The 14,894-nt window shown below is 62.4% G+C and carries 14 protein-coding genes; 7 read left to right on the top strand and 7 right to left on the bottom strand.

Features of this window, described 5'->3' with window-relative positions:
* Positions 1-103 precede the first annotated feature (103 nt).
* The 6 genes from KLP40_RS09510 to KLP40_RS09485 all read left to right on the top strand — a co-directional run bounded on the left by KLP40_RS09510 (position 104) and on the right by KLP40_RS09485 (position 5,189).
* A complete protein-coding gene (locus tag KLP40_RS09510) occupies positions 104-1,228 on the top strand; it encodes a PQQ-dependent sugar dehydrogenase (protein ID WP_215593546.1) in 1,125 nt (374 codons plus the stop codon).
* Positions 1,229-1,419: 191 nt separating this feature from the next.
* On the top strand, positions 1,420-1,884 hold the full coding sequence (locus KLP40_RS09505) for an ATP-dependent zinc protease family protein (RefSeq protein WP_215593545.1): 465 nt from the start codon (positions 1,420-1,422) through the stop codon (positions 1,882-1,884).
* 59 nt (positions 1,885-1,943) lie between these two features.
* Positions 1,944-2,873 (top strand): 30S ribosomal protein S6--L-glutamate ligase, encoded by a 930-nt coding sequence (gene rimK / locus KLP40_RS09500; protein WP_215593544.1) that lies wholly within the window; start codon positions 1,944-1,946, stop codon positions 2,871-2,873.
* Between the two features lie 97 nt (positions 2,874-2,970).
* Positions 2,971-4,050: a succinylglutamate desuccinylase/aspartoacylase family protein gene (locus tag KLP40_RS09495; RefSeq protein WP_246558745.1), complete on the top strand. Its 1,080-nt coding sequence runs from the start codon at positions 2,971-2,973 to the stop codon at positions 4,048-4,050.
* Between the two features lie 80 nt (positions 4,051-4,130).
* A complete protein-coding gene (locus tag KLP40_RS09490; RefSeq protein ID WP_215593543.1) occupies positions 4,131-4,793 on the top strand; it encodes an OmpH family outer membrane protein in 663 nt (220 codons plus the stop codon).
* Between the two features lie 144 nt (positions 4,794-4,937).
* Positions 4,938-5,189, top strand: a complete 252-nt coding sequence (locus tag KLP40_RS09485; protein WP_215593542.1) for a hypothetical protein — start codon at positions 4,938-4,940, stop codon at positions 5,187-5,189.
* Between the two features lie 55 nt (positions 5,190-5,244).
* Here the strand turns inward: KLP40_RS09485 and KLP40_RS09480 are convergent, their stop codons facing one another.
* The 7 genes from KLP40_RS09480 to KLP40_RS09450 form a co-directional block, all read right to left on the bottom strand.
* Complete coding sequence (locus tag KLP40_RS09480) at positions 5,245-6,567, bottom strand: hypothetical protein (protein ID WP_215593541.1); 1,323 nt, start codon at positions 6,565-6,567, stop codon at positions 5,245-5,247.
* A 235-nt stretch (positions 6,568-6,802) separates the two neighbouring features.
* Entirely contained in the window at positions 6,803-7,369 is a 567-nt protein-coding gene (locus tag KLP40_RS09475; protein WP_215593540.1) for a hypothetical protein, read from the bottom strand.
* 100 nt (positions 7,370-7,469) lie between these two features.
* The gene (locus KLP40_RS09470) at positions 7,470-8,309 is read right to left on the bottom strand and encodes a CvfB family protein (RefSeq protein WP_215593539.1); all 840 of its coding nucleotides are present in this window, start codon (positions 8,307-8,309) and stop codon (positions 7,470-7,472) included.
* Between the two features lie 207 nt (positions 8,310-8,516).
* Complete coding sequence (locus KLP40_RS09465; RefSeq protein ID WP_215593538.1) at positions 8,517-9,638, bottom strand: T9SS type A sorting domain-containing protein; 1,122 nt, start codon at positions 9,636-9,638, stop codon at positions 8,517-8,519.
* A 32-nt stretch (positions 9,639-9,670) separates the two neighbouring features.
* Positions 9,671-10,390: a hypothetical protein gene (locus tag KLP40_RS09460; RefSeq protein ID WP_215593537.1), complete on the bottom strand. Its 720-nt coding sequence runs from the start codon at positions 10,388-10,390 to the stop codon at positions 9,671-9,673.
* Positions 10,391-10,427: 37 nt separating this feature from the next.
* The gene (locus KLP40_RS09455; RefSeq protein WP_215593536.1) at positions 10,428-11,165 is read right to left on the bottom strand and encodes a hypothetical protein; all 738 of its coding nucleotides are present in this window, start codon (positions 11,163-11,165) and stop codon (positions 10,428-10,430) included.
* A 244-nt stretch (positions 11,166-11,409) separates the two neighbouring features.
* The gene (locus KLP40_RS09450) at positions 11,410-13,314 is read right to left on the bottom strand and encodes a BamA/TamA family outer membrane protein (RefSeq protein WP_215593535.1); all 1,905 of its coding nucleotides are present in this window, start codon (positions 13,312-13,314) and stop codon (positions 11,410-11,412) included.
* A 221-nt stretch (positions 13,315-13,535) separates the two neighbouring features.
* Between KLP40_RS09450 and KLP40_RS09445 the strand changes: the two genes are divergently transcribed.
* Positions 13,536-14,804 (top strand): putative DNA modification/repair radical SAM protein, encoded by a 1,269-nt coding sequence (locus KLP40_RS09445; protein ID WP_215593534.1) that lies wholly within the window; start codon positions 13,536-13,538, stop codon positions 14,802-14,804.
* The last annotated feature ends 90 nt before the right edge of the window (positions 14,805-14,894 follow it).

Raw genomic sequence — 14,894 nt, 5'->3', positions numbered from 1 at the left:
ACGCCTTGGCGCGCTTCCCTGGCTCCGCCGCGCCGGCCGGCTCTGCCGCCGGCCGCGGTGGCCTACGGGCAACCTTCCCGCCCGAACAGGGGTTGTAAGCGGTATGAAAACCCGCCACTTCCTCCCGCTACTACTGGCCCCGCTGGCCCTGGCCGCCTGGGCCCCGAACCCGGCCGTGCCGGCCGCCGATGCGAATCTGAGTAAAATCAAGCTGCCCGCCGGCTTCACCATCAGCTACTTCGCCCAGGGCGTGAAAAGTGCCCGCGAGCTGGCCGTGGGCCCCGACGGTACCGTGTACGTGGGCACCAAGGACGACAAAGTGTACGCCCTGCCCGACCGCAATAAGGACGGCCGGGCCGACGAGGTCATTACCCTGGCTACCGGCCTGAACGCGCCCAACGGCGTGGCCGTGCACAACGGGGCCCTGTACGTGGCCGAAATCAACCGGATTCTGCGCTACGACAACGTGGGTGCCCGTCTGAGGCAGCCGCCCAAACCGGCTGTGGTGTACGGGCAGCTGCCCAGCAAGGAGTGGCATGGCTACCGCTACATTGCCTTCGGGCCCGATAACAAGCTCTACGTGCCGGTGGGCGCACCCTGCAACAGCTGCCTGCCCGAAGCGCCCATCTTCGCCACCATCAACCGCATGAACCCCGACGGCTCGGGCCTCGAAACCTACGCCTACGGCGTGCGCAACACCGTGGGCTTCGACTGGAGCCCCCGCGACAAGGCCCTCTGGTTTACCGATAACGGCCGCGACCAGCTCGGCGACAATACGCCCGCCGACGAGCTCAACCGCGCCGCCGGCCCGGGCCAGCACTTCGGCTTTCCCTACTTTTTTGCCGGCGACGTGCCCGACCCCCAGCTCAGCAAGGGCAAATCCATGGATACCTACGTGAAGCCGGCCCGCAAGCTGGGCCCCCACGTGGCTGCCCTAGGCATGAAGTTCTACACCGGCCAGCAGTTTCCGGCCCAGTACCGCAACCAGATTCTGATTCCCGAGCACGGCTCCTGGAACCGCAGCAGCAAAATCGGCTACCGCATCACGCTGGTGAAGCTCGATGCTACCGGCAAGCAGGCCATCGGCTACCAGACCTTCGCTGAAGGCTGGCTTCAGGGCCAGAAAGCCTGGGGCCGCCCCGTATGCCTGCTGGTACTGCCCGACGGCTCCCTGCTCGTCAGCGACGACCAGAACGACGCCGTGTACCGGATTAAGTATGGAAGTTAGAAAGGTGGGAAGTTTAGAAGTGAGAAGTAGAACGTCATTCTGAGCGGAGCGAAGAATCTCGCGGGCAATGGTAATTTCTGACGGTAGAATTACTTTGGCCCGCGAGATTCTTCGGCTTCGGCTCCGCCTTCGCTCAGAATGACGTTCCTTTTCTCACTTCCCAGCTTTCTAACTTCCCTATCTTGGCCCGCATGAAAAAGCAACGTGAACCCAAGCGTGTGGTGGGGCGGCGGGAGTTGGTTGATTTCCCGGAATTTCAGCTCTGGGGCGTGGAAGCCAAGGTGGATACCGGCGCTTTTACCGGCGCCCTGCACTGTTCCAACATCCGGGAGGTGCCGGTAGCCGGCGGCCAGACGGCGCTGCACGTGCAGCTGCTCGACCCCTCGCACCCCAATTTCGATGGCTCGCCCATGCGGTTTGAGCGCTTTACCGTGCGCGACATCCGCAGCTCCAACGGCGAGGTGCAGCAGCGCTACGTAATTGAGGCTGTTATCCGGCTGTTCGGCCAGGATTTTCGGACCGAATTCTCGCTTTCCGACCGTTCCGACATGAAATATCCCGTTCTTGTGGGCCGGGTACTGCTGCGGCAGGCCCGGCTGGTGGTCGATGTGGCCCGCCGCAACGTATCCTACCGCCAGCAGCTTACTTCTCTTTAGAAAACCGGGCGGCCAGCCTTCCGGCCGCGTGTAATCTCCCTCCTCTAAGTACCCATCCGATGAAATTGGCGATTCTATCGCGTGAGCCCAAGCTCTACTCCACCAACCGACTGGTTGAAGCTGCCCGGCAGCGTGGCCACGACGTAGTGGTGCTCGACCACCTGCACTGCAACCTGGTGCTGGAGAAAGGGCAGCCGGGCATTATCTACGAAGGCAAAAAACTGGATGGCTTCGACGCTATTATCCCCCGTATCGGGGCTTCGGTTACGTTTTATGGGTGCGCCGTGGTGCGCCAGTTCGAGATGATGAAGGTGCGCACGGCCGTGGAAAGCCAGTCCATTGTGCGCAGCCGCGACAAGCTCCGCTCCATGCAGATCCTGAGCCGGGCCGGCGTGGGCATGCCCAAAACGGCCTTTACCAACTACTCCTCCGAAGTACCCCAGATGATTGAGCAGGTGGGCGGGGCCCCCGTCATCATCAAGCTGCTCGAAGGCACCCAGGGCCTGGGCGTGGTGCTGGCCGAGTCGGCCAAGGCGGCGCAGTCGGTGATTGAGGCCTTTCACAACCTCAAGGCGCGCATCATCGTGCAGGAATTCATTGCCGAAAGCAAGGGGGCCGATCTGCGGGCCTTTATCGTGAACGGCGAGGTGGTAGGAGCCATGAAGCGCCAGGGCAAGGAGGGCGAGTTCCGCTCCAACCTGCACCGGGGCGGCTCGGGCAAGCTCGTGAAGCTGAGCCGGGCCGAAAAGGCAGCGGCGCTGCTGGCTGCCAAATCTCTGGGCCTGGGCATTGCCGGCGTGGATATGCTGCAAAGCAAGCGCGGCCCGCTGGTGCTGGAAGTAAACTCCTCGCCCGGGCTCGAAGGCATTGAGCGCGCCACCGGCCTCGATATTGCCGGCAAAATCATTGAGTACACCGAGCAGCTGGCCCTCAAGAAAAAACCCGTTAAAACCGTTAAGGCCGTTGCCTCCGATAGTCAGCCCGATTAGGCTGGCGGGGTAGTTTCCTGTCCGGCAATCTTCCGGCGGTCGGCGGGCTTCTGCCCGGTCCGGTCCCGGCCATGTTTCACGCTAACCAGTCTGCCATTTGCCTGCCGCCGCCGCTGAAAATCTGCTCTGCCTCAATGGACTCACCATCAGGCCCGGCGAGCAGGTGCTCACGCGCCTGGTTATTTCCCGCCTGCCTTCGGGGACGGTGATTGATATTCCGGTGCACGTATTCCGGGCCGTGGAGCCCGGCCCCACGGTGCTGCTGATGGCCGGCATGCACGGCGACGAAGTGAACGGCATTGAAACGATTCGGCGGCTGATCCGGCGCAACCTGCTTACGCCCCTGCGCGGTACCATTATCGCCATTCCGATCCTCAATATTTACGGCTTCCTGAATTTTTCGCGGGAGGTGCCCGATGGCAAGGACGTGAACCGCAGCTTCCCCGGCAACCCCCGGGGCTCGTTGGCCAGCCGGGTGGCCCACCGCTTTATGCGCGAAATCATGCCCCTGATTGATTACGGCATCGATTTCCACACCGGCGGGGCCGTGCGGGCCAACATTCCCCAGATCCGGTGCCTGCTGCACCAGGACGAGCAGACCGACGCGCTGGCCGCCGCCTTCGCGGCCCCGTTCACCCTGCACGCGAGTCTGCGCCCCGGCTCCCTGCGCGAAACGGCCATGCAGCAGGGGCGCCGCATCATCGTGTACGAAACCGGAGAATCGATGCGCCTCGATGAGGAAGGCATCGATATGGGTATCACCGGCACGCTGCGGGTGCTGCAGTACCTGGGTATGAAGGCCGAAGCCCCTTTGCCGGCCCACCCGACGGTGGTGTGCCTGCGCTCTACCTGGCTGCGCGCCCGGTACGCGGGCATTTTCCGCAGCCTCGTACACCTGGGTCAGTACGTGCAGGAAGGCCAGGTCTTCGGCTCGGTGGCCGACCCGTACGGGGAACGGTCGGTCCGGCTGGAGTCGCCGGTGGCGGGATACATCATCGGTCTGAACCACATGCCCGTGGTTAATCAGGGCGACGCGCTGGTGCACGTGGCCCGCACCGATTCGGCCCCCAGCCGCGCTGATTTCGCCCCTCCCTTCGACGAAAAGCCCGTTCGCAGCACGGAGGAGGAACCTGAGGTCGATGAAGGCTCGGATGGTTTGGGCGAAGAGGTGTGGTAGACCTGGGGCGCATCCGTTCCGGTTTGCCGTACTTTGCACCGCCGCTGGTCGGCGGATTCCGCTAATTTCCCGTTTTCTGCATGAAAAACTCGCTTCAACTTCTTATCAATGTCGTGCTGGCCCTGGCTGTGGCCGTGCTGTTTTACCTCTACCTGGCCGGCAAACCCGCCCAACCCGTCCGCCAGCCCGCGGCCGTGGCAACCACTACCGATTCGGCCAGCGTAGCCACTGCGGATGCGGAGGAAGAAGAAACGGCCGTGCCGGTTGCCGCAGCCCCGGCCGATACCAACAAGGTAGGCTACGTGGAATCGGGCAAGCTGCTCGAGGGCTACCAGGGCATGAAGGATGCCCGCAAGCGGCTGGAGGCCAAGGCCCGGGGCTGGGAAGCCCAGAACAAGAAGCTGGTCACGGGCTTCCAGACGGCCGTGCAGCAGTACCAGCAAAAGGCCGAGAGCATGACTCCGGAGCAGCGCGCCACCACCGAGCAGCAGCTGCAGCAGCGCCAGATGCAGGTAGCCCAGGGCCAGGAAAAACTCCAGCAGGAGGCCCAGGAAGAGGAAGCCAAAATCACGCAACAGGCCCTGGAGCGCGCCAACAAGCAGATTGAGCGCTACGGCAAGCAGCACGGCTACCGCCTGATTCTGCTCTCCGGCGGCGGCGGCATTGGCTACGCCCGCAAGGACCTCGACGTGACCACGCCGGTGCTCAAATTCCTCAACGACGAATATCGGAGCAAAAAATAGTCCGCCCCTTTTTCGGTGGCTGCCCCCGTCCGGGCCCGGTTCTCTGAATCGGGCCCGGCTTCTTTTTAAACCTCCCGGTGGAAGCAGCATCTAAGCCGTTGTCTGCCGCTCCCGGCAGTTGTCCCCTGATTTTCTGCCTTCACTATGCAAATCCAACTGAAATTTCCGCTGCTGTTGGCCTGCGTGCTGCTCCCGGCAGCTGCGTTGCTGACCGGATGCGTGGCCCCGGCCCAGCCCGCCGTGGTGGTGCGGCCCTACCCACCCCGGCCGGTGTACCGGTCCTATCACCGGCCGGTGCCCGTGGTGGTGGTGCCGGCCCCCCGGCGGGTGGTAGTAGCCCCGGCCCCGCGACCCTACTACAACTACCGCCCCCACCGCTACGTGCGGGTTCGGTAAGCAGCCTGTATTCTGAAAAAAGTCCTTCTGAAGCTGCTCAGAAGGACTTTTTTTATTATTGCCGCTGGAAACGCTCCGTTAGCGTGCCGTGGGCGGTACGCAACAGCAGCCAGTAAGGCCCAGGAGGCAACTCCCGCAACCCAATGCGGACCTGTAGGCCCCCCTGGCGCGGCTGTAGCCACATCGTCTGCCGAAGCTGCCCCCGCACGTCGCGAATTTCCAGCCGGACAGGCATTTGCCCGGGCAGGTCACGGACGTCGAGTTGAAGAGCCTCGGTGGCCGGGACAGGATACAGGCGCAATGGCCGGCCGGTTGCCCGGGGGGAGGGCAGGGCCGCCGTTACGACCGTCTGAAAATCGGAGTAGTTGGTTAGCTCCCGGTTGACAAACCGGGCCGTGATGGGCGCGTAGAGCTGTTCGGTACGGCGCGTCAGGCGGTTCTGGGAGTCGTAGCGGAGCTGGGCGCGCAGCTCGTCGGCAAGCACCCAGGCGCCCGCGAGCCAGTCTTCCTGCCGGTAGCCCAGGTCGTTGCCCCGGGCATCGGTAGGTTCGGTGAAGCGCCGGAAGTTCTGCCAGCCGCCGGCGGTGGCCTCTTCCACCGTTTCCACCAGGCTGCCCGCGGCCCCGTAGGTGAAGGCGTAACGCTGAAAGTCAACCCACTGTCCCGTGTTCAGCCAGGACTGCACCCGAAAACCCGCCGGTTGGCGCCTGGCCCAGTCGTGCCAGGTCAGGTCGGTAATCAGCTCCTCGTTTTCCCAGCCCGTGCCGGTCCAGCGCTGGGCCCGGGCCTCGGTCCATTGGCCGTTGCGGAGCGTGTAGGCGAAGCGGCTGTCGTTGCGGTAGGTGCCGGATTCCAGGAGCTGGATAATCTGCTCGGTGAGCACCGCGCCGGCGTAGGTATTCTGGTAGCGGAAGCCGTCGGTGGTCTGCCAGGCGGTGCCGGTCCAGGTCTGGCGCCGGGATTCCGTTAGCTCAGACTGGCTGTCGTAGATCTGCACGGTGCGGAAGGCATTGAGCCAGGGCGTGCCGTTGCCGGTCTGCACCACTGTTTCGAGCAGATTGCCCCGGGCATCGTAGCTGAGCTGCTGGCGCTGGAAGGGCGTGGCCGTGGTGGAGTCGGCCAGGATAAGCTGGGTGAGCCGGCCGGCGGCATCGTAAGTGCGCTGTTCCCGGAGCGGGTTGGTCCAGGCGGCCAGGCTGGTATCCCAGCCGTAGCGTACGGCCTGGCGGGGCAAAGTCGTGGCGGCCGGCCGCTGCAACAGGACGGCGGTTTCCGCCCGGCGCCCCACCGTCAGGGCCCGGGGCAGGTGCTGGGCCCTGACGGTGGGCAACCCCAATAGCAGCCCAATGCCCAAACACCACCCGCGTAACGTTGTCATAGCAGAAAGCATCAGAAAGCCCGCCGGCCCCGGAATTGGAACCGCCCGGGAACTTACATAATAATAGTCAGAATATATAGAATAAATCCGCAGTAAAAATCCGGCCTCGCGAGAGGCGGGGCCGGATAGGGTAAGGCAACTGCGTAAGATGTCCCGGACAGCAGCAGGTTGCGGACGGCAACCGGTAGTCAGGCGTTCAATGACCGGCTGCGTCCGGGCGCGCAGGCGGGAGGGGCTAGAAGGTAAAGCGCAGGCTCAGGGCGGCGTCGCTGTATAAGCCGGTATAACCTCGGAATACTTCAAAAAACGGTTTGTAGTCTACGCCGATTACAAAGGGTAAATCTTCCATCTTGTATTCGATACCGAGAATGAGGTCGGCCCCGCCGACCACGTAGTTGGTGTCGTCAGCGTAGTAGTTGACGTAGTAATATTTGTTCTTGCCGCGGCGGAAGCGCACGTCTTCGAAGTAGTAGCGGCCCTGGTAGGAGCCGATGTGGGCCCCGGCCCCGTAGTAGAACTGCAGACCTTTGAGGTCGGAAACGGGCAGGTGTTTTTCCAGTAGCAGCGTGAGCCGGCCGCCCCGGGCGGCGTATTCGCGGGTGAGCAGGCCCTCGAAGGCCACGTTGTTCTTGCCGCTCAGGAAGTGCTTCACCGTGAGGCCCGACGACCAGCCGCCGCCCCGCAAGCCGATGGCCGTGTTGTAGCCCGCGCCGCCGCCGCTCTTTTTCTTGCTCTGGGCCTGGGCCGTGCCAGTAGTGGCCAGCAGCCCCAGGGCCATCGCGCCAACGAACCGATAGTTCATTCGAAAAGGATGTAAGGCAAAAAGCCAATTTCCCGTAAAAGTACAACCAGTTTGGCAGTCTTGATTACGGAATTTCAGACTTCAGCCTGCGGGCGCGCGCTTACTCCTCGGGGTGTAGCAGTTGGGTGTGCTCGGGGGCCAGTTGCACCAGACCCTGCTTGTAGAGGGCGCCGAGGGCCTTTTTGAATACTTTCTTGCTCATGCCCAGGCGGCGGTACACGTCGTCGGCCAGGCTTTTGTCGCCGAGGGGGAGCAGGCCGTTCGGGGCCTGGCGCAGGGCGGCCAGCAGGGTGTCGGTGGCGGCCAGGGCCTCGTCGTAGCCGGGGCGCTGCAGGCTCAGGTCGAGCTTGCCGTCGGGGCGGATGGTGCGCACGAAGCCCGGGAGTACGTCGCCCAGACGCAGGGGCTTAAACACCTCGTTGTGGTACACGAGGCCCTGGTGGGTGCCATCGACGAGCATTTTGAAGCCCAGGTCGGTTTCCTCGGCCACGAACAGCTCGGCCGCGTCGCCGACTTTGCCGGGGTAGGGCTGGTCGCTGAGAAACCACTCCCACTTAGCCGAGGCCACGATGCGGTCAGAGGCCTCATCCAGGTACACGAACACCGTCACCCGCTCGCCGGGGCGCAGGTTGCGGCGCTGGTTGCGGTAGGGCAGCAGCAGGTCCTTCTCCAGGCCCCAGTCAAGGTAAGCCCCGGTGGTGGTCACGTCGCGCACGCTCAGGGCGGCAAACTGGCCTACCCGGGCCAGGGGCTCCAGGTTGGTGGCAATGAGGCGGTCCTCGGAGTCGCGGTACACGAACACGCGCACCACGTCGCCGATCTGGGTGCCCGGCTCCACGTACTTGCGGGGCAGCAGCAGGTCGCCGTCGTCGGAGGTCAGGTATAGGCCAAAGTCTACCTCCCGGGCTACTTCCAGGTCGTTGAAATCACCGAGGTTCATGCTTTCAATTAAAAATTGAGAGTTAAAAATTAAAAATGGCCGGTGGGGCCACTTCAAGGCAGGGCGTAAAGGTACGCAAACGGGGCGGGGGAGGCGTGGAGCTGAGCGAGTAGCTTCCGGGAAGTATTCGGCCGGAAAATGCAAAACGGCCGGATGCGGAGCATCCGGCCGCAGAGGCTGGCTGGTTTACAGGACTTTCGGCCGGCGCTAGTGTTTAATGATAAGCTGCTGGCGCCTGGCGGCAGGGCCACCGGGCACCAGGTAATAGAGGCCTTCGGGCCAGGTGCGGGTATCGAGGCGGGTGGGCCGCTGACCAGCCCGGCCTTTATAGATGACCTGGCCCTGGCTGTTGTAAATAGTAATGGGTGCGCCGGCGGGCTGCTCCAGGGTAAGGGACGCATCGGCCGGGTTGGGGTAGGCGGGGCCGGCCACGATGGACTGCGGGGAGCACACCGCCCGCTGCTGCACGGGGACGTTCCAGGAGGCAGTTTTTACGCCATCACAGCTGTTGGTGAGCTGGAGCTGCACCGAAACGAAGCCACTCTCGGGCATCTGGAGTTCCAGCGAAGGAGAGGTGGTGCCTCCGGAAACGAAGGCCCCGCCGCTCACCGACCATTGGTAGTTGCTATTGGTACCTGTCTGCTGGTCGCTGCGCACCCCCAGAATCAGGGAGGTGTAGGGGCAGATAATACTATCCGAGCGAGTGTAGTCGGACGACTTAATGGTAATGCCGCCCGAGCCCGTGCGCAGCTGGATCGTAAGGAAATCGGAAGGCTGGCAGTTGCCCGTATTGAGGGCCCGGACCCGCACGAGCCCGGTGGTGGCCAAAAAGGAGGCCGGGGCCTGAAGCTGGAGTTCGGGAGCAGGTGTTACGTAAGGATTGAGAGCCCCGGGGTTACCCGCTACCATGAAGCCAGCCGGATAGGTCCATTCGTAGGACGTGGCCCCCGGCACGGCCGCGATGCGGAATACCGGCTGCTCATTGGCGCAGATGTTCACGTTGCCATTGACGGGCGTGGGAGTAGTAAACGCCGTAGGCGCGGCCACGCGCGGGTCGTAGCCAATGCTGACGTCACTGGCCGGCGTAGTGTAATTCACGCAGCTATAATAGGCCCTAACGGTAACCTGACCGCCGTCGCCCCCGCTGGGCACGACTGAAACGGTGGCCGTGTTGGTGGCCGTATTGGGTACGAAGGTCCAGTTACGGGGCAGGGTCCAGATGAAGGAGGAGGCCCCGGGCTGGCTGGCGGAGGCTGAGAGCGTGAGCGGGCGCTGGTCGCCGCAGGTCAGGGCCGTGCGCGCGGCCGTAACGGCCGTGATGGTGGGCACGGGGCGGGTGATAAGCAGTTCGCGGGGTAGGCTTATGAGCGTGCCCCGGGGTTGTTGAAGTTGGTGTTTTCATTACAGGCCCGACTGTACTGGTAAACCCGCACAATACCACCCGTTGTGCTGGCGGGTGGGATGACACTCAAACTCCGGCCACTCAGATAGCCGCCGGGAAAATCCGGGCTGGTGACGGGGTTGACTACTTGGTAGCCGGTGGGTACCTGCCACACGTACTCGGTAATAGGCACTGAGGAGGCGCCGACGAAGTATTCCTGGGGCAGGGTGAAGGTGATGGGCTGCCCGTTGGAGCACAGGGGTACGTTCAGGTTGGTGGTGCCGTTAATCAGGGCCGGCATCCGGTCCCGCACCGATTGGATGCCTACCGTGACGGTGGGAGAGGGTGGGTAAGTGTCAGAGGTCGTTGTAGTACCATCGGAATTTTTAACGGTAGTCGTCTTTTTCAACTTAAAAACCACTGTGCCTTGCGCTGCTACATCATTCCAGCGCACCGTGCAATCAATCACATTGCCTGTTTTAGCCGGATAGAAGACGAGCGTAGCGTTGGTGAGAGCGGGAGCATCGGCTACCGTGATATTATCGGCGACAGTAAGCCGGAGGGTGGTCTGTTCGCCTGGACAAACAATGGTGGGATAAGATTGAAAGGTGCCTTCAGTCTGGGCGTAGCTCAAGCGAGCTATAAGCAGTAGCAGCAACAGGACAGCCAAACTGCGTAAGTGGAAATAGAAAGTGGGCATAAGTAGAAAGGAAGAAAAGAGGATGAGAAAATGGGCGCTAGAAAAGGAAAATCAGATGTAAGGAATTAATCGGGTGTAGGTTGACGCGAAAATTGTAGTATGTATTGTCGCCCTTTCCTTCAGAATAATCAGCGGGTAATCCGGTTGTGTATTCAAAAACTTTTTCACTCAATTTGAAGTGAGTTCGAGACCAGTTGAATACTATAGCACTCTCCAGTTCTGTGTATAATCGGGCACTTAATCGGAAACGAATGCCTGCAAAGGGTTGTAAGAGGATGCCGGTAGTACTAAAATGCTGTTTTGCCTTTACATAACCCTTGGTAACCTCTAATTGACCAGTACTAGGATTGCGTACTTGGATTTGCTGGTAACGCTTAGAATTACGTTGATTGTTATCGTAATAAGCGCCAATTTCTCCGCCCGCGTAACTGATAAATCGGCTACTAATAGGAAGCCAGTATTCTTTGCCCAAAGCCGCCTCTACACGATATACATTTTCATGATATTCTTCGCCTATTTGTAACGGTGCCACTTGCTCAAAGTACCGGTACAGCAGTTGCGCCCGCACCCGCAGGGCCTGATTGGGCTTGGTTTGCCGCTTGTACATCAGACCCAGGGGCAGGCTGCGGTTGTTTTTGAAGAAGCCGTCGAGCACGGGGCTGGCCGTCAGGCCCAGTTGGTGGCGGTAGGTGGTGGCCGAGTCGGCGGGGGCAGTTTGGGCGGTGGCGGCCAGGGGCAGGGCGGCGGCCAGCAGCAGGCAGGCAAGGGGGTTCATAGCGGGGGAAGAAAGAGGAAACGGAAAGGCCCGAAAAAAGCCACGCAGGCCCGGCAGCCCGGGTGGGCAGGGGGCGGCAGTGGCGGTGTGCGAGGTAGGGAAGCAGCGCGGCCCGGCGCGGGGAACAGGATAGAGCGGGCGGCGGCAGTAGAAGATAGATCGGTAATGCGGGGGCAAGTATAGGGCAGCGCAAGCAAGCAAGCAAGCAAGCAAGCAAGCAAGCAGAAAACGGGGTTTTTAGCGGCTACTGATACCGCGTGATGCCGGGCTGACCGAAGCTGAAATCGGAGAAGTCGTAGTAGGGGCGGGAGTTTTCGAAGATGCGGATGCCGTTGGGCGTGCTCAGGCCCCGGGGGTAAAAGCCCAGCGTGAGCTGGAGCGTGCGGATGGCCGTGTACTCGTTGCGGAAGCGCAGTCCCAGCCCGAACCCGGTGTAGGGCGCCTCGGAAAACGGCAGCACCCGGCGGGGCGTGCGGGCATTGAGCCAGGCCACATCGGCGAAGCCCACCACCGCCATCCGGAAGCCCAGAAACGAAAGCGGCGTGTACATCGTGGCCTCGTAGTTAAGCGTGACGCGGCTGGTGCCCGTGAGCACGCCGTCGGGCCGGAACCCCCGCAGGCCCCGCTCCCCGTTAATGGTCAGGTACTCATCGGGGCGGCGGCGCACACCCAGGCTGTTGCGCTGCCACAAAAAATGCCGCCACTGCAGGTTGCCCGTGTGGTAGAGGCGGGTGAAGTAGAGCACCTCGCTGCTGAACAGGCCCTGCTGCCAGTCGTTGCCGCCCCCGCGCACGTAGGAGCCGAATTCCCCGCTCACGTACAGGTAGCTGCGCTGGGGCCGGTAGCGGGCCGTGGACAGACGCAGGCCGTAGTAGCGGCGGTTGCTGGCTTCGTTGAACTCGTAGCCCGTGGTAAAGCTCACCAGCGAGCCGGTCGGAATGTCTTCGGTGCGCCCGAAGCCGAACAGGTAGCGGTCTTTGTAATAGCGCCGGATGCTGTAGCCCACCGTGCCCAGCAGGAGGCTGGAGTTCTCGTAGAAATCAAAGGACCTGGCCCCGTACCGGGTGCGGATGGCTCTGGCCGATACGATGATGCGGCCCGGACTCTCGTAGCCCAGGTCGTAGCTTTTGGGCTGAAAGGCGCGGCCCACCCACACGTCCTGGATGTTGAAGCGCAGCGGGCGGTACACGTAGGGGTCTTCGGCGCTGCCCGTGCCGTCTACCACGTTCAGGCGGTCGGTGAAGGCGTAATTCACGGCCCCGGCGTACTTCGTGTTGATGGAGTAGAAGTCGCGGCGGAACCCGATGGCACCCTCGCGGTTACGGGTTTCGGTGCGGTAGCTGGCCTGCCCGTACAGAAAATGGCGGAAGGGCACCTGGTAGCTGCCGTTGTAGCGCCAGGTCTGGGCCCGGGGCCCGGTATCGGTGCGGCCGTAGTCGAGGCGGTTGCGGAACTGGTGCCCCTGACCCAGGAAGTTCACGTCGCGCAGGCCCACGGTGCCCGCGCCCACGTCGCGGAGCTGAAACGAGCCGCTGAGGCTGAACAGATCCTTGGTAATGACGACCACGTCCACGCTGTCGGCGGTGGTAGTGCGCTCGTTCACGAACACGCGGGCATCCAGAATCTCGGCCGTCTGGCGCAGCAGACGCTCCGATTCGGCCAGCGCCTGGGGCTCCAGCTCCCGGCCTTCCCGCAGCAGCAGTACCTGCCGCACCCGTGCTTTGGTGGTTTTGGTGTGGAAAACGTTGCCGGCCTTTTCCAGCACGTTACGCGGCACCCGCGCCGAGTCGGTAATGCTGTAGCCGAACGCGTCGAGGGAGCGAATCTCAATCCGCCGCACCGTTTTGTAGTTGTGCCGGTCGAACTGCCGGTCGAGCAGGGCGGCGTCGAGGCCGGCCTGGTCTTCACCCCGCTCCCGGAACGAAAACAGGGCCGCGGCTGCCCGGCCGGCAATGGTTTTGCGGCGGGTGTAGGCTTTCAGGCCCTGGAGCATGCGCTCCTCATCGAAGCGGCGGCGCAGGGAATCGGGGCGGGCGCCGGGCCGGCGGGTGGTATCGGGTGGTAGCGGCGCGGGCGTCTGGGCGGCGGCGGGCGTCAGGGCCGCCAGCCACCACAGCCATATTCCACTAAGCCACAAAAGGTACTTCATCAGCCGGGCACACGAGGGAGCAAGTTACAACGTATGGGGGGCTTTTAGTTGTTCACGGCCGCAGTTTCCCGCCGCATTGGGCCCGTCGCCCGGACCCGGCCGGCCAGGGCGGACAACCGGTGATTTTACCGGCTGGCGGAGGAACAATTCCAATGAAATTAGTCTTATAAGGATTGCGTATCTGCGCACAAGGTCCTATTTTTAAGCCATCAAACTGCCCCATGAACGAACAGCGTCTTCAGGAAAAGCTAAGCATATTGGCAGATGCCGCCAAGTACGACGTCTCGTGCTCGAGCAGCGGCGGCAAGCGCAAAAATGTGGACAAGGGCCTGGGCAACGCCGAGGGCATGGGCATCTGCCACAGCTACACCGAGGACGGCCGCTGCGTGTCGCTGCTCAAGATTCTGCTTACCAACCACTGCATTTTCGACTGCGCCTACTGCGTCTCGCGCAAAAGCAACAACGTGAAGCGCGCCGCCTTCACGGTGGATGAGGTGGTGGACCTGACCATGAATTTCTACCGCCGCAACTACATCGAGGGCCTGTTTCTGAGCAGCGGCATCTTTTCCTCGCCCGACTACACCATGGAGCGCCTCGTGCGCATCATCAAAAAGCTGCGCACCGAGCACCGCTTCAACGGCTACATCCACGTGAAGGCCATTCCGGGCGCTTCGGAGGAGCTCATCCAGGAAGCCGGCCTCTACGCCGACCGCCTGAGCGTGAACATCGAGCTGCCTTCGGAAATGGCCCTTCAGAACCTGGCCCCCGAGAAGAATTACGAAGAAATCCTGACCCCCATGGGCCAGATCCGCGACGGTATCCGCCAGAACAAGGAGGAAAAGGCCCTCTTCAAGAAAGTGCCCCAGTTTGCCACCGCCGGCCAGAGCACCCAGCTCATCGTGGGCGCCTCGGCGGAAAACGACCTGCAGATCATCAATCTTTCGGATTCCTTGTACAAGGGCTACGGCCTGAAGCGGGTGTACTACTCGGGCTACATCCCGATTACCGACGACGCCCGCCTGCCCCAGGTCACGCAGCCGCCCCTGATCCGGGAACACCGCCTCTACCAGTCCGACTGGCTCATGCGCTTCTACGGCTTCCAGGCCGATGAAATCCTCGACCCCGCCCATCCCTTCCTCGACCTGGAAGTAGACCCCAAGCTGGCCTGGGCCCTGCGCAACCGCCACGTGTTCCCGGTCGATGTGAACTCGGCCGATTTTGAAATGATTCTGCGGATTCCCGGCGTGGGCGCGCGTTCGGCCAAGCGCATTGTGGCCGCCCGCCGGTTCGGGCCGCTCAGCCTCGACCACCTGCACAAGTTCGGGGTGGTGCTCAAGCGGGCCAAGTTCTTCCTCACCTGCCGGGGCCAGGCCCTGGAACGCCGCGACTACGATGAGCAGACCATCCGCCGCCAGATCCTGTTCGGGGCCGGCTCCGTCCGCTCCGCCCTCGTCACCCAGCAACTCGACCTTTTTGCGCAAGCATCTTAAATGAGTTGTCAGTTGCTAGTTGCCAGTTGTCAGGCCGGTCCATTTGAGCGGTTTGAAGAACGGCCTGACAACTGCCAACGATCAACTGAC

The sequence above is a fragment of the Hymenobacter piscis genome, from assembly GCF_018760735.1.
GTDB classification, from domain to species: Bacteria; Bacteroidota; Bacteroidia; order Cytophagales; family Hymenobacteraceae; genus Hymenobacter; species Hymenobacter piscis.
The sequence above is the reverse complement of the archived record's forward strand: the minus strand, read 5'-3'. Positions and strand labels throughout refer to the sequence as shown.